Source organism: Buttiauxella sp. BIGb0471 (genome assembly GCF_024807715.1).
GTDB lineage: Bacteria > Pseudomonadota > Gammaproteobacteria > Enterobacterales > Enterobacteriaceae > Buttiauxella > Buttiauxella agrestis.
The window spans coordinates 100,337-125,733 of the sequence record NZ_JANUEU010000008.1; the positions used below are offsets into that span (position 1 = coordinate 100,337).

The following is a 25,397-nucleotide window of genomic DNA, read 5'->3' on the forward strand; positions in this document are numbered from 1 at the left end:
TTAGCCAAAGATTGGCAGCATCAGATACATCTTGATCACCAACGCGTTGACGATATCAATAAAGAACGCGCCAACCATTGGCACCACCAGGAACGCCATGTGTGACGGGCCAAAGCGCTCAGTAATCGCCTGCATGTTAGCGATTGCTGTAGGCGTTGCGCCCAGGCCAAAACCACAATGCCCCGCAGCAAGTACCGCGGCATCGTAGTTTTTGCCCATCAAACGATACGTCACGAAGATGGCATACAGTGCCATAAAGATGGTCTGCACCGTCAGAATCGCCAGCATTGGCAACGCCAGAGAAGCCAGCTCCCACAGCTTCAGGCTCATCAGCGCCATAGCGAGGAACAGTGACAAACAGACGTTCCCCAGCACGGAAACTGCACGTTCAAATACCCGATAGAAGCCGAGCAGTGAGAGTGTGTTGCTGAGGATAACCCCAACAAATAACACGCAAACAAACGTCGGTAATTCAAAGCTCGTGCCTTGAATAAGCTGGGCCGCAAACTTACCCACGGTAAGGCAGATAGCAATCATCGCAATGGTTTCAATCATCACCATGGAGGTGATCATGCGCCCGACAGCCGGTTTTTCAAAAGCGGTGGGATCAATGCTATCTTCAGGTGTGCCATTTGGCGTGGATGAGTGTTTGACCAGATAACGCGCCACCGGCCCGCCAATCAAACCGCCCAACACTAAACCAAACGTTGCGCAAGCCATCGCAACTTCAGTGGCGTTCTGGAAGCCATAGCGCTCGGTAAACAGTTTACTCCAGGCCGCTCCCGTACCATGCCCGCCTGATAACGTAATAGAACCTGCCAGTAATCCCATTAATGGATCAAGACCCAACAAGCTCGCCATACCGATACCGATGGCGTTTTGCATCACCAACAAACCAACAACCACAACCAGGAAAATACCGACAACTTTGCCGCCCGCACGCAGGCTGGAAAGATTAGCGTTAAGGCCGATGGTGGCAAAGAAGGCGAGCATCAAAGGGTCTTTGAGGCTCATATCAAATTCAAATTCCCAGCCGACGCTCTTTTTGAGCACCAACAAGGCCAGAGCGATTAAGAGTCCACCCGCCACCGGTTCAGGGATAGTGTATTTTTTTAACAGCGGAATGGTATGGACCATTTTACGGCCCAGTAACAGCACGAGAGTTGCGGCAACAAGCGTAGAAAGTGTGTCGAGATAAAACATAGAAGTGCTCCTGTTTGCGCATATTTCTCACAGACGCTTTTAATTATCCTTCACTGGAATTTCAGGGTTTAGAAAAGTCAGCAGCTGGATTTTAACCAAAAAACAGCTGAAAGTTATATAAAAAGCTCGTTATATACACTTTTTATCTTATGAAACTTCGGTAGCAAACGTTTGCTTTTACCATTCAGTCCGCTAAAATCACCGTTTTTTCTCCTGGGGATAATTTCCGATGTCTGTTAATGCTGTTGAGTCAGACGATGCGCAACCGATTGCCAAGACTCATTCCAGTGAATTGATCTACCGCCTCGAGGATCGCCCGCCTCTTCCACAAACTCTTTTTGCTGCTGGACAGCACTTGTTAGCGATGTTTGTAGCGGTTATCACGCCTGCGATGTTGATTTGCCAGGCGCTGGGACTTCCGGCTGAAGATACCCAACACATTATCAGCATGTCTTTGTTCGCCTCAGGCGTAGCATCGATCATCCAGATTAAAGCCTGGGGCCCGGTTGGTTCTGGGCTTCTGTCTATTCAGGGCACCAGTTTTAACTTTGTTTCACCGTTGATTATGGGCGGCATGGCATTGAAAAATGGCGGTGCCGATGTCCCGACCATGATGGCCGCACTTTTCGGCACGTTGATGCTGGCAAGCTGCACAGAGATGCTGTTGTCGCGCTTTCTGCATCTGGCTCGTCGCATTATTACGCCACTGGTTTCTGGTGTAGTGGTGATGATTATCGGCCTGTCGCTGATTCAGGTTGGCTTGACATCTATTGGCGGTGGCTACGGCGCAATGAGCGACCACACCTTTGGCGCGCCGAAAAATCTGCTGCTGGCAGGTGCCGTGCTGCTGGTCATTATCTTGCTTAACCGCCAGCGAAACCCTTACTTACGTGTGGCGTCTCTTGTTATCGCGATGGCTGTAGGATATGCGTTGGCTTGGGCGATGGGCATGCTGCCGAACGTCGCGCCATCAACCAATACAGACCTGATCATGGTGCCAACCCCGCTCTACTACGGCCTGGGCATTGACTGGAATCTGCTTATCCCGCTGATGCTGGTGTTTATGGTGACGTCCCTGGAAACCATCGGCGATATTACGGCAACGTCTGACGTTTCCGAACAGCCGGTTTCTGGCCCGCTGTATATGAAGCGCCTGAAAGGTGGCGTGCTGGCGAACGGCCTGAATTCCTGCGTTTCCGCCGTGTTCAATACCTTCCCTAACTCTTGCTTCGGCCAGAACAACGGCGTGATTCAGCTTACTGGCGTTGCCAGCCGTTATGTCGGTTTTGTCGTTGCGCTGATGCTGATTGTGCTGGGCCTGTTCCCGGCAGTAAGTGGATTTGTTCAACACATTCCCGAACCAGTTCTGGGCGGCGCAACTATCGTGATGTTCGGCACCATCGCCGCATCCGGCGTGCGTATTGTTTCTCGTGAACCCCTGAACCGCCGCGCAATTATGATTATTGCGCTGTCCCTGGCGGTCGGTATGGGTGTGTCTCAGCAACCGCTGATTTTGCAGTTTGCGCCTGACTGGTTGAAAACCTTGCTCTCATCTGGCATTGCAGCTGGTGGTATCACCGCTATCGTTTTGAACCTGATTTTCCCGCCTGAAAAAAATTGATGTATCTCACGCGCTGGTGATTTGTTCTCATCAGCGCGTGTTACCCCTCCTGACAATCCCATCCTTGAGCTATAACGGTAAATGGGGCATAAAACCCTTTACCGAAACTTCATGGGACGGAAGACAATGAAATTTCTCGGAAAGCTAATCATTGCGTTATTGGTTGTCGTACTTGTACTGCTTCTTGCTGCTTATCTTTTACTGCAAACCCGTTGGGGCGCCGCCCAGGTTAGCAGTTGGGTTAATGAGAAGAGTGATTACAATTTCTCTTTTGAAGAGATGGATCATCGTTGGGCATCACCCACGCACGTCACTCTGACGAATGTCACCTTCGGGCGCAAAGGCCAACCGGCGACGCTGGTCGCAAAGAATATTGATATTGGGCTTAGCTCACGTCAGTTCTCAGAGCCTATGCACGTCGACAATATTCTGTTGCAAAACGGAACGTTAAACATCAGCCCTGACGCCGCCCCGCTGCCATTCCAGGCCGACATGCTGCAATTAAGTGATATGGCACTCAACAGCCCAAACACCGAATGGGATTTACATGCCCAACGCGTCAACGGGGGTGTAAAGCCCTGGCAACCGACGAAAGGTAAAGTGCTGGGAAGTACCGCAGATATTCAGTTTAGTGCCGGGTCCATGACGCTCAACGGTGTTCCAGCGACCAACGTGTTACTGCAGGGTGCGATTAATAACGAGCAGGTGACGCTTTCAACTATCGGGGCAGATATGGCTCGCGGCTCGCTCACCGGTAACGCCAATCGCCTTGCTGACGGTTCATGGCAAATTGGTAGCCTGCGTTTGAACGATATTCGTCTGCAAACTGAAAAATCAATTACCGATTTCCTGGCCCCGCTTACCACCGTTCCTTCGCTGAAAATCGATAACCTGGAAGTCACCGACGCGCGACTGGAAGGGAAGGATTGGGCAGTAACCGATTTAGATCTGAGTTTGCGCAACCTGACGCTGGCAAAAGGCGGATGGCAAAGTGATGACGGACGGCTGTCAATGAACGCCAGTGATTTCATTATTGGCGCATTGCATTTGAACGACCCCATCGTGAACGTCGATTTTAATCAGCAAACCGCTTCGCTACGCCAGTTCACTTCCCGCTGGGAAAGAGGCATGGTTCGCGCTTCAGGCGAGTGGCAACGCAATGAGAAAAAACTCGCGCTCGACGAGCTGGTTTTTGCAGGACTGGAATATACGTTGCCTGCCGACTGGAAAGCGCTTTGGATGGAGCCTTTACCGGAATGGCTAAACTCAGTATCGATTAAAAAACTCACGGCGAACAGAAACCTGGTTATTGATATCGATCCTGCCTTCCCGTTCCAGCTCACGGCGCTGGACGGCACAGCGAATAATATCGAAGTGGTGCGCAACCACCAGTGGGGTGTGTGGAGCGGAAACTTAACCCTTAATGCAGCAGCTGCCACGTTTAACCGTGTGGATGTTCGCAGACCGTCTATTTCATTGAGTGCTGCTGACAGCCAAATATCTATTACAGAACTTAGTGCTTTTGCTGGTGAAGGTATGCTGGAAGCGACGGGTGCTATTTCGCAGGCTCCGCAACGCAATGCGGCAATGAATCTGCGCGGGCGCGCGGTACCAGTAAATGTATTGCAGCAATGGGGATGGCCAGCGTTGCCGCTTGAGGGCAACGGTAATTTGCAGCTTTCAGTGACCGGTAACCTTGCAGCTCAAACACCACTGAAACCCACGGTGAACGGAACATTACAGGCCACCAGCGCCGACGGAAAACAAGTACAGCAGACCATGCAGAATGGGGAAATCCCCGGCACTTGAGTGCCGGGCTATTATTCTTCTTCGTTCCCGCCCTCTTCAAGCGGGCCAAAAGGTTTAGCTGGCAGTACCAGATACACCCCTTCAAAAACAGCACCTTGCGTATCATCGCCAAAAAGCTCAACTTGCAACGCGACGCGAGCTTTGCGGCCACGCGCCAGGCGGTCGAGATCGCCACTCAACGAGCCTAAGTCAGCAATGGCTCCAGGCCTTCCGGTGATCGGGCTGCTATATCGGATATGCGCATCGGCAAGAATAATCGTGCCGCCAAGATGACGCTCGCGCAGCATCAGCCAGATCAGCCCCCAACCGGTCAGCGTAGCGAGCGAAAACAGGCTACCGGCGAATAAGGTTTGATGGGGATTTTGATTACCCGCTTCGGGCATGGTGGTAATGAATTTCTGCCCGGTGTATTGCAGGATGCGCACGCCCATTTTTTCACTTAATGGAATGTGTTCATACCAGGCCTGCTGTAACTGAGCGCACCAGTCTGCACGATGGAGAATGTCGTCCAGCGAAGCGACGGGTTTTATCATCAAATAGTGGCGAATCGGCGTGGTCGAAGGCGTGGTGATTTCGCCCTGATTCTCAAATCCCAATTTGGCAAAGAACTCGACGGCATCTTCACGTGCGCTACACACCACACGTTTCACACCTTCCTGGCGCGCGACAGACTCTAGTGTCATCGCCACCAGCGTGCCCAGCCCCTTATCTTGTACCGAGGGGTGAACCGCCATAAAACGGATAGCGGCTTCGTTATCAGCGTTGATATACAAGCGACCAATGGCGACTGGATTGCCTTCTTCATCCACCACCATCTGGTGATGGGCCATGGCATCCCACGCATCGCGTTCGGAGCCTTTAGGTTGATGCAGCGGCTTACGCAGCATCTCCCAGCGAAACTGGTAATAGAGCTCAAGCTCTTCTTCGGTTTGCGGTACGCGAAGGTGATACATACATGTACTCTCTCTTGTTACGCGGGACCGTGTAAGTTGCGAATTCAGACCTGTAACCAAAACGTCACCGGGCCATCGTTGGTCAGGCTGACTTTCATGTCGGCGGCGAAGCGCCCTGTTTCGGCCACAATGCCCTGCTGGCGGCAACGTTGAACAAAGTATTCATATAGTTCTTCGGCTAGTTGCGGTGCTGCTCCGCCAGAAAAGCTCGGACGCATACCGCGTTCGGTATCAGCGGCGAGGGTAAACTGCGACACCACCAGCACACTGCCACCCGCTTGCTGAACATTCAGATTCATCTTGTCGTTTTCATCGCCAAAAATACGATAACCCAAAACCCGCTCGCAAAGACGATTCGCTTTTTGTTCGTTATCTTCTTTTTCGACACCCAATAACACTAAAAGTCCTGGGCCAATTTCACCCGTTACTTCACCCGCCACGGTGACACTGGCGTGGGTGACGCGCTGAATTAATGCGATCATGGTTCTTCCAATTCTTCCTGCTGAGCTTCTATGCGAAGTCTTCGGTAATCGCCGAGAGTGACAGTAATTTCGGCGCCGAGCAACACGATACACCAGGTCCAGTAGACCCAGACGAATAAAATGGGGATCACGGCTAACACGCCGTAAATCAATTGGTAAGAGGGAAACATGGTGATGTAGAGGGCAAAGCCCTTCTTCCCAAGCTCAAACAAAAGAGCCGCTACCAGCGAGCCAACCAGTGCGTCGCGCACCGGGACACGAGTAGTGGGGACGATGCTGTACAACATCCAGAATGATAGCCAGGATAGCAGCAACGGGAAAACACGTAACACGATATCAATCGTGCTGTTAAACCCCGTCACCCATCGCAGTGAGAGCAGATACGAACTAATCGCCAGGCTCGCGCCCGCCAGCAATGGCCCAAGCGTTAAAATCATCCAGTAGACGGCAAACGAATAGATTTTTGGCCGCGTACGCGTACTGCGCCAGATGGTATTGAGCGCGCTATCAACGGCATACATCAACAGCAAAGCGGTGACGATAAGCCCACAGGCACCCACCGCGGTCATCTTGTTGGAGTTAGCAACAAACTGTTCGATATAGCGCTGGATGATATCGCCTGTGGCAGGCAGAAAATTTGAGAAAACAAAATGCCGGAGTTGAACACTGACGTCGGCAAACATCGGAAAAGCCGCAAACAGCGCAAACACCACCGCAACCAAAGGCACCAGTGAGAGTAATGACACGTAAGCAAGGTTCCCCGCAAGCGTGGTCATATTGTCCTGGTCGATGCGATGCCAGAGCAACTTACCCCAGGCGATACATGGCCTGAGGCGGTTACTCGTTTTGCGATGAACGTCTTTTATCATAGGTTTTTTGCAAAATATCCGGGCACCGTATCTTTTCCGGTCACCAAAATACTGGTGATACCCAACTGCTGAGCTCCCTTTACATTATCGGCGTTGTCGTCAAAAAAGACCGCCTCATTCGCAGAAAAACCTTCTGTTTCGAGAAGTTTTTGGTAGATCTCAACGTCCGGTTTGCGCATTCCCATTTCCTGAGACAGATAGATTTTATCTGCCGCCTCGGCGATTTGCGGGTATTCACCGGGCCAGAAATAAGTGTGTAAGCGGTTGGTGTTAGAGAGCACCACGACACGGTGCCCCTGTTCACGAAGTTTGTTCATGACGGCGATAACTTCCGGACGCAAGCCAACAAAAATTGCCTGCCAGCCAGCAGAGAACTGATCAAAACTTAGCGCCATACCCATTTCGTCACATACCGCTGCGGCGAATTCTTCGTCGGTAATCTGCCCACGTTCGTGGCGCTTGAAAGCATCCCCCATCACAAAATTTTTTTGCAAATTAGCCAGTGGCACCCTGCTGTAATCGCTCCAGACCCCCATCACGCGGTTGAAGTCGATATCAACAATGACGTTACCTAAATCAAAGATATACAGCATAAGCCTCTCCTTTGCGCATGGACAAATAACTGTAGCGGTAATAGAAGAAGGTGGATAGTGCGTGTTACAACAACAGCTCAACGAATGCGAGCCAGATCGTTAATCAGTGAAACGTGACCGCAAGATAACCCCGCTATAAAGCCAGTACCTGATATTTTGTGGTTACGTCGCCAGGTTTTAACCTTCGCGACGCTTACTCGGTTAGTCGGGCTATTCCTGCCCTCCCAACTCAGAAACCACCAGCTCAACATGCTCATTTTCCAGCAATGTTTTAAATGAAGCCGCTGGGATTTGGTCGGTAAATAACGCAGTGGCTTGTTTCACATTGCCAATTTCTACCGCAGCTGACGCATGGAATTTAGTCGAGTCTGCCGCCACCAAAACATGTCGTGAATGCTTCATCATCGCTTTCACCACGCTGACTTCGTTCACATCAAAATCCAGCAACGCACCATCTGGCTCAATCGCGCCCACGCTGGTTATCAGGTAGTCTGCACGAAAACCTTCCACAAAGGTGGTCGCCGCTGGCCCGACAATACCGCCATTATGCGGACGCAAAGTACCGCCCGGCACCATCACTTCAAAACGCGGATTTTTATACAAGACATGTGCCACGCGTAGACTATTAGTAATGATGCGCAGCCGATCATGGTTCATTAATGCCCGCGCAATATGTTCAACCGTGGTACCAATGGTGATGAACACCGTCGAACCATCTGGAATGTAGTCAGCAATCGCTTCTGCGATGGCCATTTTCTCACTCGTCAACGACACTTCACGTTGTTCGAATGCCACATTAACAACACTTGATGCGCGCCCTGCACCACCATGATGACGAGTAATCAGCCCCTGATCGCTCAACTTACGAATGTCCCGGCGCACAGTTTGGGTGGATACATCCAGCAATTGCGCCAGCTCGTCGATATTCATATAGCCGCGTTCGGCAATCAGTTGTAATAACAGGTCATGGCGCGGATTGCCGGTTAACTCGGTGATGCTCATGCACATTCTCCTAAAGTGACCGCCTCGATTTGTATTTTATACAAAAAGTGACATGAAAGAGTCAGTTTGATCACAGTCGGGAATTCCTGCCCGCCCGCCAGGACGGGTGCATTTCAGTGCCGCAACCGCGTTGGCAAAGCGTATCGATTCATATATCTCAATGCGTTGTGCTAATTTTACTGCTAACGCGCCGTGGAATACGTCTCCGGCTCCGGTCGTGTCCACCACTTCAACCCGAAACCCAGCATGATGGCGCAACTCATTATTTTCTAACCAATAACAGCCAGATTTACCCTGGGTGACATAAACATGTCCATTTGTGATCGCTTGTGCGCGTTTTAGTGCCAATAGTAGGTCACCTTCACCACTCAGGCGTTGCAGGCCCGGCGCAGAAAACGCCGCGTGATCCGCCAACGCCACCAGCTCAGAGATATCTTGCGGGGTAATATCAGCATCCAGAACCGTTGTGACTCCCGCAGACCGCGCCAAAGTGAATGCTGTTTTCGCTCCCTGATGCCAGCGCACATCTGCTAACACCACGTCGTAAACCGTGAAATCAATCTCATGCAGCCAGCTTGCGTCTTCCGGCAGTTCAGGGCTTGGGTAATTCACGATAATCCGCTCGCCTTGTTCATCTACCAGAATCGCTGATTGCGATGAGTTGGCATTTTTACAGCTCCGGGAAAATGCCGTGTTTACCCCCCAATTCTCCAGTTCATCTAACAGAGCTTTCCCCGTTGCGTCATCGCCCACGCGCCCGATGAAATCGACATGCGCCCCGAGCCTTGCCGCAGCCACTGCCGCTGTTGCTGCTGGACCACCGCCCACTTCACGATAATGCTGCGCCACATATTTCCCACCGCAATCAGGTAATCGGTTCAAGTAATAGAGCCGGTCTTGTACCGCAATTCCCACGCACGCTATTCGAATCACATCGCTTTCCTTTCGCTGTTTTTCACTTCGACAGCGCATAAATCAACCGCCGATCACATGGGGCTTATTGTAATTCCATCAATTGTTAAAAAAGTGATCGCTGTCAATTTTTTAACCATAAATTACAAATACGATCAAAAACAGACACAGATAATGACAATGACCAACAAAAAATGACATTCACCCAGGAGGATACATGAGCAGTGTCGCTTTTATAGGTTTAGGGCAGATGGGTGCGCCAATGGCGCGCAATTTGCTCAAACAGGGGCATCGGTTAGCGGTGTTCGATTTAAACGCCGAGGCCGTGGACGCACTGGTTCAGGTTGGTGCCACCGTCAGTAAAAATGCCGCCGAGGCCGCGCAAGATGCCGAATTCGTAATAACCATGCTGCCAAACGGCGACCTGGTTCGTGAAACGCTATTAGGCGAGAACGGTGTGAGTCAGACGTTGTGTAAATCAGCATTAATCATTGATATGTCTACGATTCACCCACTGCAAACCGACCACCTAATTGCCGATTTAGCCAGCCGTGGTTTCAGCATGATGGATGTACCCGTGGGTCGCACTTCCGATCACGCCATCGCCGGAACGCTTTTGCTACTGGCTGGCGGCACACCACAACAAGTCGAACGCGCCAGACCGCTGCTGATGGCGATGGGTTCCGAGCTTATCGAAGCTGGCGGGCCAGGCATGGGTATCCGCGTGAAACTCATCAACAACTACATGAGCATCGCCTTGAATGCACTTTCCGCCGAAGCCGCCGTACTTTGCGAGGCCCTCGGTCTTTCCTTCGAAGTGGCGATGCAAGTCATGAGCGGAACACCTGCGGGCAAAGGTCATTTCACCACTTCCTGGCCGAACAAAGTGCTGAAAGGCGACCTCACTCCCGCCTTCATGATTGACCTCGCCCATAAAGATTTGGGTATCGCGCTAGATGTCGCCAACCAGCTGCATGTGCCGATGCCGTTGGGCGCGGCCTCCCGCGAAGTTTACAACCAGGCTCGCGCCGCCGGACGTGGCCGCCAGGACTGGAGCGCAATTTTAGAGCAGGTACGTAACAGTGCCGGGCTTAATCACAAAAACTAGTTATTTCATAAGGATAGAAAATGAATCACTACACGCTTAAAGACATTACCCGGCCGAGCGGCGGTTTCGCCATGTTGGCAGTCGATCAACGCGAAGCGATGCGTCTGATGTTTGCCGCCGCTGGCAGTAAATCACCGGTTGCCGACCAGGTTTTAACGGATTTCAAAGTTAACGCCGCCAAAATTTTATCTCCTTATGCCTCCGCAATTCTCGTCGACCAGCAATTTTGCTACCGCCAGGTGGTTGAGCAAAACGCGCTGGCGCAAAGCTGCGCGATGATTGTTGCAGCCGATGAGTTTATCCCTGGTAACGGCATTCCCGTCGATAGCGTGGTGATTGATAAATCAGTCGATCCGCAAGCCGTTAAACGTAACGGCGGCAAAGCGTTAAAACTGCTGGTGTTGTGGCGTAGCGATGAAGATGCGCAGCAACGCCTTGAAATGGTGAAGGACTTTAACCAGTTGTGCCATGCTAACGGCCTGCTGAGCATCATTGAGCCTGTTGTTCGCCCACCTCGCCGTGGCGACAAGTTCGACCGCGAACAAGCGATTATCGACGCCGCCAGGGAGCTAGGCGACAGCGGTTCCGATCTCTATAAAGTGGAAATGCCACTGTCAGGAAAAGGCTCACGCCCTGAACTCCTCAAAGCTTCTCAACTCCTCAATGAACAAATCAACATGCCGTGGGTGATCCTTTCTTCAGGCATCGATGAAAAGCTTTTCCCACGAGCAGTGAGTGTTGCCATGACTGCTGGAGCATCAGGGTTTTTAGCCGGTCGCGCCGTCTGGTCATCGGTTGTAGGTTTACCGGATACCGAAATGATGCTGCGTGATATTTCAGTACCGAAATTGCAGCGCCTGGGCGAAATCGTCGACGAAATGATGGCTCGCCGTTAACCGAGGGAATGTGACGATGAAATGGTTTAACACACTGAGCCACAACCGCTGGCTCGAGCAAGAAACTGACCGCATTTTCGATTTTGGCCGCAAATCCGTGGTGCCAACGGGATTTGGTTGGCTCGGTAATACCGGTCTGGTGAAAACGGACATGGGCACACATTTGTGGGTCACCGCTCGTATGTTGCACGTTTACGCCGTCGCTGCGTCAATGGGCCGTCCTGGCGCTTATCAACTGGTTGAGCATGGCATCAACGCGCTCAATGGTGCGCTGCGCGATAAGCAATACGGCGGCTGGTATGCCTGCGTAAATGACGAAGGTGTCATTGATGCCTCGAAGCAGGGTTATCAGCATTTCTTTGTGTTGCTAGGCGCGGCAAGTGCGGTAACCACTGGCCACCCTCAGGCACGCAAACTGCTGGATGACGCCATCGATGTCATCGAAAAGTACTTCTGGAGCGAACAGGAACAAATGTGCCTGGAGTCATGGGACGAAGCGTTCAGCAAGACGGAAGAATACCGTGGCGGCAACGCCAACATGCACGCAGTAGAAGCGTTTTTAATTGTTTACGACGTCACACATGACCGCAAATGGCTCGACCGTGCGCAAAGAATTGCCTCGGTGATTATTCATGATGTGGCTCGCAGCGGCGAATATCGCGTCAATGAACATTTCGACGCCGACTGGAACCCAATCCGCGATTACAACAAAGACAATCCTGCTCACCGCTTCCGTGCCTACGGCGGCACCCCAGGCCACTGGATTGAGTGGGGCCGCCTGATGCTGCATCTTCACGCCGCACTTGAAGCTCGTTTTGAAACACCTCCAGCCTGGTTGCTAGAAGACGCCAAAGGCTTGTTCAACGCGACCATCCGCGATGCCTGGGCACCCGACGGTGCAGAAGGTTTCGTATATTCCGTGGGTTGGGATGGTGAGCCAATTGTTCGTGAACGTGTGCGCTGGCCAATCGTTGAAGCCATGGGAACGGCATATGCGCTATTCACCGTAACCGGAGATGCACAGTACGAAGCCTGGTATCAGAAATGGTGGGATTACTGCATTAAGTACCTGATGGATTACGAGAACGGTTCGTGGTGGCAGGAGCTGGATACCAACAATGAAGTGACCACCAGGGTCTGGGATGGCAAGCAGGATATTTACCATCTATTGCATTGCCTGGTGATCCCAAGACTGCCGCTAGCGCCGGGTTTAGCGCCCGCCGTGGCCGCTGGTTTGTTGGATTGCAACGCCAAATAAACCACAACACGTACCCTACATTTACGGAGTTAATAATGGCCTTATCACAACAAAATTTAGAAAGCCTTGAACTCACCACGTTGAATGATGGCTTTGCCCTGAGCTGGCAGAATCGCCTGATTTTGCGGCACACCACGCAAACGCCTTGCTTATGGGTGGGCGCGGGTGAAGCCGATATTGATATGTTCCGTGGCAATTTCAGCATCAAGGACAAACTGGATGAAAAGATTGCCCTGACCGAAGCCGCCGTCATCCCACAAGATGCGGGCTGGAATGTCCGCTTCACACGTGGCGATACCGTGAATGCCACGCTGCATATCGGCATCGATGCCGAAGGCCGCCTTGAGCTGAAACTCAAAAACGACAGCGTCAGCCATAACCGCATCTGGCTGCGCCTTGCCGCGAAGCCAGAAGACCATATCTATGGTTGTGGCGAGCAGTTCTCTTACTTCGATTTACGTGGCAAGCCGTTCCCGTTGTGGACCAGCGAGCAAGGTGTCGGGCGCAATAAACAGACTTATGTGACCTGGCAGGCCGACTGCAAAGAAAACGCGGGCGGCGATTATTACTGGACGTTTTTCCCACAGCCGACGTTCATCAGCACCCAGAAGTATTACTGCCACGTTGAAAACAGCTGCTACATGAATTTCGATTTCAGCGCGCCAGACTTCCATGAACTGGCAATTTGGCAAGACCAGGCGGTGCTGCGCTTTGAATGTGCCGACAGCTACATTCGGTTGCTGGAAAAACTCACCGGTTTATTAGGCCGCCAGCCAGAAATGCCGGACTGGATTTATGACGGTGTGACGCTCGGCGTGCAGGGTGGCACCGAAGTTTGCCAGCAAAAACTCGATGTAATGCGCAAAGGCGGCGTCAAAGTTAACGGTATCTGGGCGCAGGACTGGTCGGGTATTCGCATGACGTCGTTTGGCAAACGCGTGATGTGGAACTGGCGCTGGAATGGCGATTTATACCCTGAGCTGAATACGCGCATCAAACAATGGCAGGCCGAAGGCGTGCGTTTTCTTTCCTACATCAACCCTTATGTGGCAAGCGATCGCGACCAGTGCGAAGAAGCATCGAAGCTCGGCTATCTGACCAAAACTCATGACGGAAAGGATTACCACGTCGAGTTCGGCGAGTTTTACGCGGGCGTTATCGACTTAACCAATCCCGAAGCCTACGACTGGTACAAAGAACTCATCAAACGCAACCTGATCGAGCTTGGTTTTGGTGGTTGGATGGCAGATTTTGGCGAGTATTTACCAACCGATACCGTGCTGCATAACGGCGTTAGCGCTGAAGTCATGCATAACGCGTGGCCTTCGCTGTGGGCGAAGTGTAATTACGAAGCGCTTGAAGAAACCGGCAAGCTGGGCGAGGTGCTGTTCTTTATGCGTGCGGGTTATACCGGCAGCCAGAAATACTCGACGATGATGTGGGCTGGTGATCAGAACGTGGACTGGAGCCTGGACGATGGTCTGGCGTCAGTGATCCCGGCTGCGTTGTCGTTGGCTATGACCGGACACGGTCTGCATCATAGCGATATCGGAGGTTACACCACGCTGTTCGATATGAAGCGCAGTAAAGAGTTGCTGATGCGCTGGTGCGAATTTAGCGCCTTCACGCCGATGATGCGCACACATGAAGGTAACCGTCCGGGCGATAATGTGCAATTCGACAACGATAGCGACATTATCGCGCAATTTGCCCGCATGACGACGGTATTCACCACGCTTAAGCCTTATATCAAACACGCCGTAGCGCTTAACTCTCAAAGCGGCCTACCCGTGATGCGCCCGTTATTCCTCCATTACGAAGACGACCCGCAAACCTACATCCTGAAATACCAGTATCTGTTTGGCCGCGATTTACTGGTCGCACCGGTTCATCAGCCTGGTAGTAGCGAATGGACGCTGTATTTGCCACAGGATAACTGGGTCAACCTATGGACGGGCGAACCGTACACCGGTGGCGGTGAAATTACCGTTGCTGCGCCAATCGGCCAACCTCCAGTGTTTTACCGGGCCACCAGCGAATGGGCTGAGCTGTTTACCTCGTTGCGCCATATCTGATAGCCGTGGCGGCGAGTTCAAATCTCGCCGCCACAAGGAGAATAAAAATGAGTCATCAGACCGACAGCCGGGGCAGCGATCCGGCCACTTTATTGCTTCCGTTACGGGAAAAAATCGCCTATGGAATGGGCGACCTGGGTTCAAATATCTTGCTGGATATCGGCACACTTTACCTGCTGAAGTTCTATACCGACGTTTTAGGTCTGCCCGGCACTTACGGCGGCGTGATTTTCCTGATTGCCAAGTTTTTTACCGCGTTTACCGATATGGGCACAGGCATCATGCTCGATTCACGGCGCAAGATTGGGCCAAAAGGGAAATTCCGCCCGTTCGTGCTGTACGCGGCATTTCCCGTCACGTTGCTGGCGATAGCTAACTTTGTCGGCACGGATTTCAGCATCACCGGCAAAACCGTAATGGCGACGGTGCTGTTCATGTTGTATGGCTTGTTCTTCAGCATGATGAACTGTTCTTACGGCGCGATGGTTCCGGCGATGACTAAAAACCCGAATGAACGTGCATCGCTGGCGGCGTGGCGACAAGGCGGTGCCACGCTCGGCCTGCTGCTGTGCACCGTCGGTTTTGTGCCGGTGATGAACATGGTCGATAACAATCCGCAACTGGGTTATATCGTGGCAGCGGCGTTGTTTAGCGCCTTCGGTTTGTTCTTTATGTGGTGGTGTTATTCCGGCGTGAGAGAGCGATATGTCGAAACCCAGCAGCCTGCACCTGGGCACAAGCCGGGTTTGTTGCAATCATTCAAAGCTATCGCCGGCAACCGCCCGCTGTTTATTCTTTGCATCGCCAATTTATGCACGCTCGGCGCATTTAACGTCAAACTGGCGATTCAGGTTTATTACACGCAATACGTGCTCAATGATCCACTGCTGCTTTCATACATGGGCTTTTTCAGCATGGGATGTATTTTCTTCGGCGTGTTTCTGATGCCTTCTGCCGTGCGCCGCTTCGGCAAGAAAAAGGTCTATATCGCCGGGTTGCTGATTTGGGTAGTGGGCGATTTGCTCAACTACACGATGGGCGATAGTTCGGTCAGCTTCGTGATGTTCTCGTGCCTGGCGTTCTTCGGCTCTGCGTTCGTCAACAGCCTGAACTGGGCGCTGGTTTCCGACACCGTGGAATACGGTGAATGGCGAACAGGCGTGCGCTCTGAAGGCACGGTCTATACCGGTTTCACCTTCTTCCGCAAGGTTTCGCAAGCATTGGCGGGCTTCTTCCCTGGTTTGATGCTGACGCAAATCGGCTATGTGCCAAACGTAGTGCAATCAGCCGGAACCGTTGAAGGGCTACGGCAGTTAATATTCATCTGGCCGAGCGCGCTGGCGGTGGTGACGATTATCGCGATGGGCTGCTTCTACAATCTGAATGAAAAAATGTACGTGCGGATTGTGGATGAGATTGAAAGCCGCAAACGGGCTGCTGCACATTAATAAGGGTCGGCCATGAATGTATTAACGCTAAAACTCAGTTTGCGAGAAAAGTTCGCGTACGGCATGGGGGATTTTGGCTCAAACCTGATGCTGTGTATCGGTACGCTGTATCTGTTGAAGTTTTATACGGATGTGCTTGGTCTTCCGGCATTTTACGGCGGCGTTATCTTTCTGGTCGCCAAATTCTTCACCGCCTTTACCGATATCCTAACCGGCGTGTTGATTGATTCACGCCGGAATATCGGCCCTAAAGGGAAGTTTCGCCCTTTCATTTTTTATGCGGCAATGCCGGTGGCACTGGTGGCAACAGCGCAATTTGTGGATACCGGTTTAACCCTGACGATGAAAACGGCGTTATCGACAGTTCTGTTTATGTTGTTCGGCCTGTTTTACAGCCTGATGAATTGCTCTTACGGCGCGATGGTTCCGGCGATAACTAAAAATCCGCATGAGCGCGCACAACTGGCGGCGTGGCGGCAAGGTGGTGCCACACTTGGGTTGCTGCTTTGTACTGTGGGATTTATCCCTATTCAGGCGCTGTTTGTTGAGCGCCCATCGCTGGGTTATTTAGTTGCAGCAACACTCTTCGCGACCTGCGGGTTATTTTGTATGTGGTGGTGCCACAGCGGCGTCAAAGAGCGTTATGTGGAAGTGGTACCGGAAAGCCATAAGCCGGCCATCGCTAAGTCGTTTCTCGCAATCTTTCGCAACCCGCCGTTGCTGGTGTTATGCATCGCCAATCTTTGCACGCTGGCGGCTTTTAACATCAAGCTGGCAATTCAGGTTTATTACACCCAGTACGTACTGAACGATATCCATCTGCTTTCCTGGATGGGGTTTTTCAGTATGGGCTGCATCCTGATTGGCGTGCTGATGGTGCCAGCGGCGGTGAAACGTTTCGGGAAAAAGCAGGTTTATCTGGGCGGATTGTTGTTATGGGCGGCGGGAGATTTGCTGAATTATGCCTGGGGAGACAGTTCGTTATCGTTCGTGCTGTTTTCCTGCATGGCGTTCTTTGGCACCGCGTTTGTCAACAGCCTGAACTGGGCATTGGTGCCGGATACTGTGGATTACGGTGAGTGGAAAACCGGCATTCGCGCCGAAGGCTCGGTTTATACCGGCTACACGTTTTCACGCAAAATTTCGGCAGCACTGGCAGGCTTTTTACCCGGCATTATGCTGACGCAAATCGGGTATATCCCCAACATCGTGCAGAGTGAAACCACATTAAATGGCCTACGCCAGCTGATATTTATCTGGCCATGCAGCCTGGCGATTACCGCAGCGATGACCATGGGGCTATTTTATAAATTAAATGAACAGCGGTTTATGCAAATAATCGCCGAATTAAACGAACGCAAGCAGGAGGCTTCCACTCCACAACTGTCAGCTGACAATACCAAAGAAGCTTCCGCAACTTTATAAAAAACAACGATTAACCGGTGCGCTTTAAATGGATACCAATATCGTATTCGTTCAGGAGTACGGTATTCGTTTTAGAAAGGTATAAATCAGAGCAAAAAAAGCCCCGCCAAAACAGGCAGGGCTTCAATGCTTTGCAGGAAAGAAACTTACGCTTCTTTGCTACCACGACCCGCACGTTTGCGGTCGTTTTCAGTCAGGTGACGCTTACGAATACGTACGGAAGTCGGAGTCACTTCTACCAGTTCGTCATCATCGATGAATTCCAGAGCTTGCTCCAGAGACATCTTCAATGCAGGAACCAGAGTTGTTGCTTCGTCAGTACCGGACGCACGCATGTTGGTCAGTTTCTTACCGGTCAGGCAGTTTACAGTCAGGTCGTTAGAACGACTGTGAATACCGATGATCTGGCCTTCGTAAACTTCTGCACCGTGACCCAGGAACAGCTTACCGCGGTCCTGCAGGCTGAACAGCGCAAACGCTACTGCTTTACCCTGGCCGTTAGAGATCAGCACGCCGTTCTGGCGCTGGCCGATTTCGCCTGGTTTCACGTCGTCGTAGTGGCTGAATGTGGAGTACAGCAGACCAGTACCAGAAGTCATGGTCATGAACTCAGTACGGAAGCCGATCAGGCCACGTGCTGGGATCAGGTAATCCAGACGGATACGGCCTTTGCCGTCAGGGATCATGTCTTTGACATCGCCCTTACGCTCACCCATCGCCTGCATTACAGAACCCTGGTGCTGTTCTTCAATATCCAGAGTCACGTTTTCGAACGGCTCTTGCATACGACCATCGATCAGACGGTTGATTACTTTCGGACGGGACACAGCCAGTTCGAAGCCTTCACGACGCATGTTTTCGATAAGTACAGACAGGTGCAGTTCGCCACGACCAGATACACGGAATGCATCCGCATCTTCGGTTTCTTCAACACGCAGTGCAACGTTGTGCACCAGCTCTTTGTTCAGGCGGTCAAGGATCTGACGAGAGGTAACGAATTTACCTTCTTTACCACAGAACGGAGAGGTGTTGACGTTGAAGAACATGGTAACAGTTGGTTCATCAACAGACAGTGCTGGCAGCGCTTCAACATTTTGCGTATCGCAAAGGGTGTCGGAGATGTTCAGCTCGCCCAGACCGGTAATCGCGATGATGTCGCCTGCTTCGGCTTCGGTGGATTCAATACGCTCCAGACCGAGGTGAGTCAGTACTTTACCGACTTTACCGTTACGAGTTTTACCTTCGCTGTCGATGATAGTGATTTGCTGGTTAGGCTTCACTTTACCGCGTTTGATGCGACCGATGCCGATAACACCAACATAGTTGTTGTAGTCGAGCTGGGAGATTTGCATCTGGAACGGACCATCAGAGTCAACGGATGGCGCTTTAACGTGGTCAACAATCGCCTGGTACAGCGGGGTCATGTCTTCCGCCATATCACCGTGATCGTTACCCGCGATACCCATCAATGCTGATGCATAGATGATTGGGAAATCGAGTTGCTCGTCGGTTGCGTCGAGGTTTACGAACAGGTCGAAGACCTGATCAACAACCCAGTCAGGACGCGCGCCAGGACGGTCAACTTTGTTAATTACAACAATTGGCTTCAAACCGTGGGCAAATGCCTTTTTGGTTACGAAGCGCGTCTGCGGCATTGGGCCATCCATTGCGTCAACGACCAGCAGAACGGAGTCTACCATGGACATTACACGTTCAACTTCACCACCGAAGTCGGCGTGCCCAGGGGTATCAACGATGTTGATACGGTAGTCATTCCATTTGATAGCGGTGTTTTTAGCGAGGATGGTAATCCCACGCTCTTTCTCCAAATCGTTGGAGTCCATCACGCGTTCGGTGGCTTCAGCACGTTCGTTACTGAAAGTACCAGATTGCTGCAGCAGCTTATCAACCAGGGTAGTTTTACCATGGTCAACGTGCGCGATGATGGCGATATTACGCAGATTTTCGATCACAACTTTGCCTCAGGCATTAGAAATAGCGCGTTATTGTACACGTATTAATCGAAGGACATAACAGGATCACAAAGAACTTTTACAAACAATGTAAAAAGTAAGGGTTTGTGATCGCTTTCACGGAGCAAAAAAGGGGCCCACAACGAAAATTGCACCAATATGGTGCTCAAATCTCAGACTGAAGCACTACATTGGTGCAAACTATCCATCGTGGTGCAGCCCTTTTGCACTGTAGTGCGCATGATAGCGCCTTTTTGGGGTAATTTAAAAGTTGGCACAGATTTCGCTTTAATCATTTCAGGGCAACAAGCCAATTCAATGACCAAATCCGGGAGAGTTAAGTATGTCCGCTGAACACGTTTTGACGATGCTGAATGAACACGAAGTGAAGTTTGTAGATTTGCGCTTCACTGACACCAAAGGTAAAGAACAGCACGTCACTATCCCTGCTCATCAGGTTACTGCTGACTTCTTCGAAGAAGGCAAAATGTTTGATGGTTCTTCAATTGGTGGCTGGAAAGGCATCAACGAATCCGACATGGTTCTGATGCCAGATGCGTCTACCGCTGTCATTGACCCATTCTTCGCTGATTCTACGCTGATCATTCGTTGCGACATTCTTGAGCCTGGCACCATGCAGGGTTATGACCGCGACCCACGCTCCATTTCCAAGCGTGCTGAAGACTACCTGCGTTCTACTGGCATCGCCGATACCGTACTGTTCGGGCCAGAACCAGAGTTCTTCCTGTTCGACGACGTTCGTTTCGGTAGCTCTATTTCCGGTTCTCACGTTGCTATCGATGATATCGAAGGCGCATGGAACAGCGGCACCAAATACGAAGGCGGCAACAAAGGCCACCGTCCTGCAGTTAAAGGCGGTTACTTCCCAGTTCCACCAGTTGACTCCGCTCAAGACCTGCGTTCTGCAATGTGTCTGACTATGGAGCAAATGGGCCTGGTTGTTGAAGCTCACCACCACGAAGTGGCAACTGCTGGTCAGAACGAAGTGGCTACCCGCTTCAACACCATGACTAAAAAAGCAGATGAAATTCAGATCTACAAATATGTGGTTCATAACGTTGCTCATGCATACGGCAAAACTGCGACCTTTATGCCAAAACCAATGTTTGGCGATAACGGTTCTGGTATGCACTGCCACATGTCCCTGGCTAAGAACGGTGTAAACCTGTTCGCTGGTGACAAATATGCAGGCCTGTCTGAGCAAGCGCTGTACTACATCGGTGGTGTTATCAAACACGCTAAAGCCATCAACGCCCTGGCTAACCCAACCACCAACTCCTACAAGCGTTTGGTCCCGGGTTATGAAGCTCCAGTCATGCTGGCTTACTCTGCCGCTAACCGTTCTGCTTCAATCCGTATCCCAGTAGTTGCGTCTCCGAAAGCACGTCGTATCGAAGTGCGCTTCCCGGACCCAGCGGCTAACCCGTACCTGTGCTTCGCAGCACTGCTGATGGCTGGTCTTGATGGTATCAAGAACAAAATCCATCCGGGCGAAGCAATGGACAAAAACCTGTACGACCTGCCGCCAGAAGAAGCGAAAGAGATCCCACAAGTTGCTGGCTCTCTGGAAGAAGCACTGAACTGCCTGAACGAAGACCGCGAGTTCCTGACAGCGGGCGGCGTGTTCACTGATGAAGCTATCGATGCTTATATCGCTCTGCGTATGGAAGAAAACGACCGTGTGCGCATGACTCCACACCCAGTCGAGTTCGAACTGTACTACAGCGTTTAATCACGTTGTAAATACCCAGAACTTTTAGCCCATCGTTGATGGGCTTTTTTCTCCACAAATAACCTGTTGCCGCAATATCTTTTGCCGACGGGAAACTATAATGCACCATTACAGTGCAAATTATCGGAGACTGCTGTATGGCAACCGGCACACTGCCCGATGCTGGGCAGATCCTGAATTCTTTAATCAACAGTATTTTACTGGTGGATGACGAGCTGGCTGTGCATTACGCCAACCCAGCTGCACAGCAACTTTTGGCGCAAAGTTCGCGCAAGCTGTACGGCACTCCATTACCAGAACTGTTGAGTTACTTTTCGCTCAACGTTGGCTTGATGCAGGAAAGCCTGACCTCAGGCCAGGGTTTCACCGATAACGAAGTCACGCTGGTTATTGATAGCCGCTCCCACATTCTTTCCCTGACTGCGCAACGTTTACCGGAAGGGTACATCCTGATGGAAATGGCGCCGATGGATAACCAACGTCGCTTGAGTCAGGAACAGTTGCAGCAGGCGCAACAAATAGCCGCCCGAGATTTAGTTCGTGGGCTGGCACATGAGATTAAAAATCCACTTGGTGGATTACGTGGAGCAGCCCAACTGCTGGCCAGAGCCTTACCAGACCCATCACTGACTGAATACACCAAGGTGATTATTGAGCAGGCTGATCGCTTACGGAATCTGGTAGATAGACTATTAGGCCCGCAGCAGCCGGGAATGCACGTCACTGAAAGCATCCACAAAGTGACCGAGCGTGTGATGAAACTGGTGTCGATGGAATTACCAGCAAACGTAACGCTGGTCAGAGATTACGACCCAAGTTTGCCGGAACTGGCCCACGATCCGGACCAAATTGAACAGATTTTATTAAATATTGTTCGCAATGCCCTTCAGGCGCTTGGCAGCGACGGCGGTGAGATAGTGTTACGCACACGTACTGCATTCCAGCTTACGCTGCATGGCACGCGCTACCGTCTGGCGGCGCGTATTGATATTGAAGACAACGGTCCGGGCATTCCGGCCCATCTGCAGGACACACTATTCTACCCAATGGTGAGCGGACGTGAGGGAGGGACAGGTTTAGGTCTTTCCATAGCACGCAACTTGATAGATCAGCATTCGGGAAAAATCGAATTTAACAGTTGGCCAGGTCATACCGAGTTTTCGGTTTATCTGCCTATTCGTAAGTAGAGGTCTTTATGCAACGAGGCATAGTTTGGATCGTTGATGACGATAGCTCCATCCGTTGGGTGCTGGAACGTGCTCTGACCGGAGCGGGTTTAAGCTGCACCACCTTTGAGAGCGGCAGTGAAGTCCTTAATGCTCTTGCAACCAAGACCCCGGACGTTTTGTTATCTGACATTCGCATGCCCGGCATGGACGGCCTGGCGCTGCTTAAGCAGATTAAACAACGCCACCCGATGCTACCGGTCATCATAATGACGGCTCACTCAGATCTTGAAGCCGCCGTGAGTGCCTACCAACAAGGTGCTTTTGATTACCTGCCAAAACCTTTTGATATTGACGAAGCGGTCGCACTGGTTGAGCGCGCCATCAGCCATTATCTGGAACAACAGCAGCCGCGCAACGTACAGGTTAATGGGCCGACCACCGATATTATCGGTGAAGCACCGGCTATGCAGGATGTATTTCGCATTATTGGCCGTTTGTCCCGGTCATCAATAAGCGTGCTGATTAACGGTGAATCGGGTACCGGTAAAGAGTTGGTGGCTCACGCCTTACACCGCCATAGCCCACGGGTAAAATCTCCTTTTATTGCGCTGAATATGGCCGCAATTCCAAAGGATTTGATTGAGTCTGAGCTGTTTGGCCACGAGAAAGGTGCATTCACCGGTGCCAATCAAATTCGCCAGGGGCGTTTTGAGCAGTCTGATGGTGGCACGCTTTTCCTTGATGAAATCGGTGATATGCCGATGGATGTGCAAACTCGCTTGCTCCGTGTATTAGCCGATGGGCAGTTTTATCGCGTTGGCGGGTATGCGCCAGTGAAAGTCGACGTCCGTATTATTGCCGCCACTCACCAGAACCTTGAGCTGCGCGTTCAGGAAGGGAAATTCCGCGAGGATTTATTCCACCGTCTGAACGTGATTCGTGTGCATCTGCCACCGTTGCGTGAACGCCGCGAGGACATTCCGCGCCTGGCCCGCCATTTCTTACAAGTGGCGGCTCAGGAACTAGGTGTAGAAGCCAAGTTGCTGCATCCTGAAACTGAAAATGCTTTAACGCGCCTGGCCTGGCCGGGTAACGTGCGCCAACTGGAAAACACCTGCCGCTGGTTAACAGTGATGGCGGCAGGCCAGGAAGTGTTGATTCAGGATTTACCGGCAGAATTGTTCGAAACCACCATTCCCGATAGCCCGACGCATTCGCAATCGGACAACTGGGCAACACTTCTGGCTCAATGGGCCGACCGGGCATTACGTTCCGGTCATCAGAATTTACTTTCTGAGGCACAGCCAGAAATGGAGCGCACCTTGCTAACAACGGCGCTGCGTCATACGCAAGGCCACAAGCAGGAAGCCGCGAGATTACTCGGCTGGGGGCGAAATACCCTGACGCGTAAGTTGAAAGAGTTGGGGATGGAGTAACAAAAAGGCGGCTTTCAAGCCGCCTTTAGTTTTAGATGACACGCGAGAATTGTTGCAGTCGCGCCTTCTGACGCAAGTAACTATCAAAACACATGCAGATATTACGGATTAGCAGGCGGCCTTTTGCCGTTACCTGAATATGTTTGCTGTCGATATCCACCAGCCCATCTTTCGCCAACGGTTCCAACAGTTTTAAATCCTCTGCGAAATACTCGGCAAAATTCAGATCCCAAAGCTGCTCTATTTCGGCAAATTTAAGCTGGAAGTTGCAGATAAGCGCCTTGATAACGTCACGACGAATGCAGTCATCACGGGTTAATGCCAGTCCCCGCCACAGCGCATCGCCTTGATTATCAACCTGTTGATAATAGGTTTTAAGCTCTTTCTGGTTCTGAGCATAACAGTCGCCAATCATGCTAATGGCAGAAACACCCATCCCCAACAAGTCGGTATCGCCCTGCGTGGTGTAGCCCTGGAAATTACGGTGCAGCTTGCCTTCACGCTGCGCAATCGCCAGTTCGTCATCTGGCCGCGCAAAGTGGTCCATGCCAATAAATTGGTATCCGGCATTGGTCAGCGAGCCGATAGTTTCTTGCAGAATGTCGAGTTTTTGCTGTGCGCTGGGCAAATCAGCATCTTTAATTTTGCGCTGTGCGGCAAACAAAGTTGGCAAATGGGCGTAGTTAAAAACGCTCAGGCGGTGCGGACTGAGTTCTGCGACGCGTTTAAGCGTAAAAGCAAAGCTTTCTGGTGTCTGCTTTGGCAGACCGTAGATTAAATCAATGTTGGTCGAGGTAAAGCCGAGTTCGCGCGCACGCTGAATCAGCGCGAAGATAAACTCTTCGTCTTGCTCGCGGTTAACCAGGCGCTGCACTTCTTTGTTGAAATCCTGCACCCCCATGCTCAGGCGGGTAAAGCCTTCCTGACGCAGATGGTCGAGGACATCGAGTTCGATTTCACGCGGGTCGATTTCAATAGATAATTCGGCGTCTTCGTTGAAATTGAAATGACCACGCAGAAGCGCCATCAGACGGCTTATCTGCGCTTTACTGAGGTAAGTCGGTGTACCGCCGCCCCAATGCAATTGACTGACGTGACGGCCCTTAAAGAGCGGCGCACGGTGGGCAATCTCTTGTTCCAGCGCATCTAAATACTGATCGGCTTTGTGAGTCTGGCGGGTAACAATTTTATTGCAGCCGCAGAAATAGCAAAGCTTGTGGCAGAACGGGATATGGACATACAACGACAGCGGACGCTCAGGGTAACGAGCAACCGCTTCAAGAAACGCCGCCTCGCCGAAGTCTTCTGAAAACTCCAGCGCGGTGGGATAAGAAGTATAACGCGGCCCTGAATAATTATATTTCTGGATCAGGGCCAAATCCCAATCGATTAACTGCTCAGACATTCTCACT

At 51.5% G+C, this 25,397-nt stretch carries 20 protein-coding genes; 11 read left to right on the top strand and 9 right to left on the bottom strand.

The genetic code is table 11. The features are described 5' to 3' along the window. Positions 1-1,203 carry a sodium/glutamate symporter gene (gene gltS, locus M2371_RS20220; RefSeq protein WP_172896008.1) on the bottom strand — a complete coding sequence of 401 codons (1,203 nt, stop codon included), beginning with the start codon at positions 1,201-1,203 and terminating at the stop codon, positions 1-3. A gap of 229 nt (positions 1,204-1,432) precedes the next feature. On the opposite strand from gltS, the gene M2371_RS20225 reads away from it, so the two are divergent. Together M2371_RS20225 and M2371_RS20230 are read left to right on the top strand one after the other, a co-directional pair. Continuing rightward, the gene (locus M2371_RS20225) at positions 1,433-2,824 is read left to right on the top strand and encodes an NCS2 family protein (protein WP_034499973.1); all 1,392 of its coding nucleotides are present in this window, start codon (positions 1,433-1,435) and stop codon (positions 2,822-2,824) included. 126 nt (positions 2,825-2,950) lie between these two features. After that, positions 2,951-4,633 (top strand): AsmA family protein, encoded by a 1,683-nt coding sequence (locus M2371_RS20230; protein ID WP_259268559.1) that lies wholly within the window; start codon positions 2,951-2,953, stop codon positions 4,631-4,633. A gap of 11 nt (positions 4,634-4,644) precedes the next feature. Here the strand turns inward: M2371_RS20230 and fabY are convergent, their stop codons facing one another. The 6 genes from fabY to M2371_RS20260 form a co-directional block, all read right to left on the bottom strand. Then, positions 4,645-5,586 carry a fatty acid biosynthesis protein FabY gene (gene fabY, locus M2371_RS20235; RefSeq protein WP_034499970.1) on the bottom strand — a complete coding sequence of 314 codons (942 nt, stop codon included), beginning with the start codon at positions 5,584-5,586 and terminating at the stop codon, positions 4,645-4,647. A gap of 44 nt (positions 5,587-5,630) precedes the next feature. Then, positions 5,631-6,068 (bottom strand): D-aminoacyl-tRNA deacylase, encoded by a 438-nt coding sequence (gene dtd, locus M2371_RS20240; protein WP_034499967.1) that lies wholly within the window; start codon positions 6,066-6,068, stop codon positions 5,631-5,633. Further along, entirely contained in the window at positions 6,065-6,937 is an 873-nt protein-coding gene (locus M2371_RS20245; RefSeq protein ID WP_034499965.1) for a virulence factor BrkB family protein, read from the bottom strand. The genes dtd and M2371_RS20245 overlap by 4 nt, the downstream gene beginning before the upstream one ends. Continuing rightward, complete coding sequence (gene yihX / locus M2371_RS20250) at positions 6,934-7,530, bottom strand: glucose-1-phosphatase (RefSeq protein ID WP_259268560.1); 597 nt, start codon at positions 7,528-7,530, stop codon at positions 6,934-6,936. Before yihX ends, M2371_RS20245 begins: the two co-directional genes overlap by 4 nt. A gap of 210 nt (positions 7,531-7,740) precedes the next feature. Beyond that, positions 7,741-8,532: a DeoR/GlpR family DNA-binding transcription regulator gene (locus tag M2371_RS20255; protein ID WP_172896013.1), complete on the bottom strand. Its 792-nt coding sequence runs from the start codon at positions 8,530-8,532 to the stop codon at positions 7,741-7,743. A 36-nt stretch (positions 8,533-8,568) separates the two neighbouring features. Beyond that, the gene (locus M2371_RS20260; protein WP_259268561.1) at positions 8,569-9,465 is read right to left on the bottom strand and encodes a sugar kinase; all 897 of its coding nucleotides are present in this window, start codon (positions 9,463-9,465) and stop codon (positions 8,569-8,571) included. 196 nt (positions 9,466-9,661) lie between these two features. Here M2371_RS20260 and yihU point away from each other — a divergent pair, with 196 nt between their 5' ends. From yihU to M2371_RS20290, 6 genes are read left to right on the top strand one after another with little or no spacing between them, the layout of a single operon-like run. After that, on the top strand, positions 9,662-10,552 hold the full coding sequence (gene yihU, locus M2371_RS20265) for a sulfolactaldehyde 3-reductase (protein ID WP_259268562.1): 891 nt from the start codon (positions 9,662-9,664) through the stop codon (positions 10,550-10,552). A 20-nt stretch (positions 10,553-10,572) separates the two neighbouring features. Continuing rightward, positions 10,573-11,448 (top strand): sulfofructosephosphate aldolase, encoded by an 876-nt coding sequence (gene yihT, locus M2371_RS20270; RefSeq protein WP_172896016.1) that lies wholly within the window; start codon positions 10,573-10,575, stop codon positions 11,446-11,448. Positions 11,449-11,464: 16 nt separating this feature from the next. Further along, a complete protein-coding gene (gene yihS, locus M2371_RS20275) occupies positions 11,465-12,706 on the top strand; it encodes a sulfoquinovose isomerase (RefSeq protein ID WP_259268563.1) in 1,242 nt (413 codons plus the stop codon). Between the two features lie 35 nt (positions 12,707-12,741). After that, positions 12,742-14,781: an alpha-glucosidase gene (locus M2371_RS20280; protein ID WP_259268564.1), complete on the top strand. Its 2,040-nt coding sequence runs from the start codon at positions 12,742-12,744 to the stop codon at positions 14,779-14,781. 47 nt (positions 14,782-14,828) lie between these two features. Then, positions 14,829-16,229, top strand: coding sequence for an MFS transporter (locus tag M2371_RS20285; protein WP_064561474.1), 1,401 nt, complete (start codon positions 14,829-14,831; stop codon positions 16,227-16,229). A 12-nt stretch (positions 16,230-16,241) separates the two neighbouring features. After that, a complete protein-coding gene (locus M2371_RS20290; RefSeq protein ID WP_259268565.1) occupies positions 16,242-17,654 on the top strand; it encodes an MFS transporter in 1,413 nt (470 codons plus the stop codon). Between the two features lie 146 nt (positions 17,655-17,800). Here the strand turns inward: M2371_RS20290 and typA are convergent, their stop codons facing one another. After that, positions 17,801-19,627: a ribosome-dependent GTPase TypA gene (gene typA, locus M2371_RS20295; RefSeq protein WP_172896021.1), complete on the bottom strand. Its 1,827-nt coding sequence runs from the start codon at positions 19,625-19,627 to the stop codon at positions 17,801-17,803. 343 nt (positions 19,628-19,970) lie between these two features. Here typA and glnA point away from each other — a divergent pair, with 343 nt between their 5' ends. The 3 genes from glnA (at position 19,971) to glnG (ending at position 23,985) form a co-directional block, all read left to right on the top strand. Continuing rightward, on the top strand, positions 19,971-21,380 hold the full coding sequence (gene glnA / locus M2371_RS20300; protein WP_034499942.1) for a glutamate--ammonia ligase: 1,410 nt from the start codon (positions 19,971-19,973) through the stop codon (positions 21,378-21,380). 137 nt (positions 21,381-21,517) lie between these two features. Further along, positions 21,518-22,567, top strand: a complete 1,050-nt coding sequence (gene glnL / locus M2371_RS20305) for a nitrogen regulation protein NR(II) (RefSeq protein WP_034499941.1) — start codon at positions 21,518-21,520, stop codon at positions 22,565-22,567. 8 nt (positions 22,568-22,575) lie between these two features. Then, positions 22,576-23,985: a nitrogen regulation protein NR(I) gene (gene glnG, locus M2371_RS20310; RefSeq protein ID WP_034499940.1), complete on the top strand. Its 1,410-nt coding sequence runs from the start codon at positions 22,576-22,578 to the stop codon at positions 23,983-23,985. Positions 23,986-24,016: 31 nt separating this feature from the next. Here glnG and hemN read toward each other — a convergent pair whose 3' ends face one another. Continuing rightward, positions 24,017-25,390 (bottom strand): oxygen-independent coproporphyrinogen III oxidase, encoded by a 1,374-nt coding sequence (hemN, locus tag M2371_RS20315; RefSeq protein ID WP_259268566.1) that lies wholly within the window; start codon positions 25,388-25,390, stop codon positions 24,017-24,019. Positions 25,391-25,397: the final 7 nt, after the last annotated feature.

Excerpts from the sequence above, each read along its gene's own strand:
- gltS (WP_172896008.1), bottom strand. The coding sequence starts at position 1,203 with ATGTTTTATCTCGACACACTTTCTACGCTTGTTGCCGCAACTCTCGTG.
- M2371_RS20225 (WP_034499973.1), top strand. The coding sequence starts at position 1,433 with ATGTCTGTTAATGCTGTTGAGTCAGACGATGCGCAACCGATTGCCAAG.
- M2371_RS20230 (WP_259268559.1), top strand. The coding sequence starts at position 2,951 with ATGAAATTTCTCGGAAAGCTAATCATTGCGTTATTGGTTGTCGTACTT.
- fabY (WP_034499970.1), bottom strand. The coding sequence starts at position 5,586 with ATGTATCACCTTCGCGTACCGCAAACCGAAGAAGAGCTTGAGCTCTAT.
- dtd (WP_034499967.1), bottom strand. The coding sequence starts at position 6,068 with ATGATCGCATTAATTCAGCGCGTCACCCACGCCAGTGTCACCGTGGCG.
- M2371_RS20245 (WP_034499965.1), bottom strand. The coding sequence starts at position 6,937 with ATGATAAAAGACGTTCATCGCAAAACGAGTAACCGCCTCAGGCCATGT.
- yihX (WP_259268560.1), bottom strand. The coding sequence starts at position 7,530 with ATGCTGTATATCTTTGATTTAGGTAACGTCATTGTTGATATCGACTTC.
- M2371_RS20255 (WP_172896013.1), bottom strand. The coding sequence starts at position 8,532 with ATGAGCATCACCGAGTTAACCGGCAATCCGCGCCATGACCTGTTATTA.
- yihU (WP_259268562.1), top strand. The coding sequence starts at position 9,662 with ATGAGCAGTGTCGCTTTTATAGGTTTAGGGCAGATGGGTGCGCCAATG.
- yihT (WP_172896016.1), top strand. The coding sequence starts at position 10,573 with ATGAATCACTACACGCTTAAAGACATTACCCGGCCGAGCGGCGGTTTC.
- yihS (WP_259268563.1), top strand. The coding sequence starts at position 11,465 with ATGAAATGGTTTAACACACTGAGCCACAACCGCTGGCTCGAGCAAGAA.
- M2371_RS20280 (WP_259268564.1), top strand. The coding sequence starts at position 12,742 with ATGGCCTTATCACAACAAAATTTAGAAAGCCTTGAACTCACCACGTTG.
- M2371_RS20285 (WP_064561474.1), top strand. The coding sequence starts at position 14,829 with ATGAGTCATCAGACCGACAGCCGGGGCAGCGATCCGGCCACTTTATTG.
- M2371_RS20290 (WP_259268565.1), top strand. The coding sequence starts at position 16,242 with ATGAATGTATTAACGCTAAAACTCAGTTTGCGAGAAAAGTTCGCGTAC.
- glnA (WP_034499942.1), top strand. The coding sequence starts at position 19,971 with ATGTCCGCTGAACACGTTTTGACGATGCTGAATGAACACGAAGTGAAG.
- glnL (WP_034499941.1), top strand. The coding sequence starts at position 21,518 with ATGGCAACCGGCACACTGCCCGATGCTGGGCAGATCCTGAATTCTTTA.
- glnG (WP_034499940.1), top strand. The coding sequence starts at position 22,576 with ATGCAACGAGGCATAGTTTGGATCGTTGATGACGATAGCTCCATCCGT.
- hemN (WP_259268566.1), bottom strand. The coding sequence starts at position 25,390 with ATGTCTGAGCAGTTAATCGATTGGGATTTGGCCCTGATCCAGAAATAT.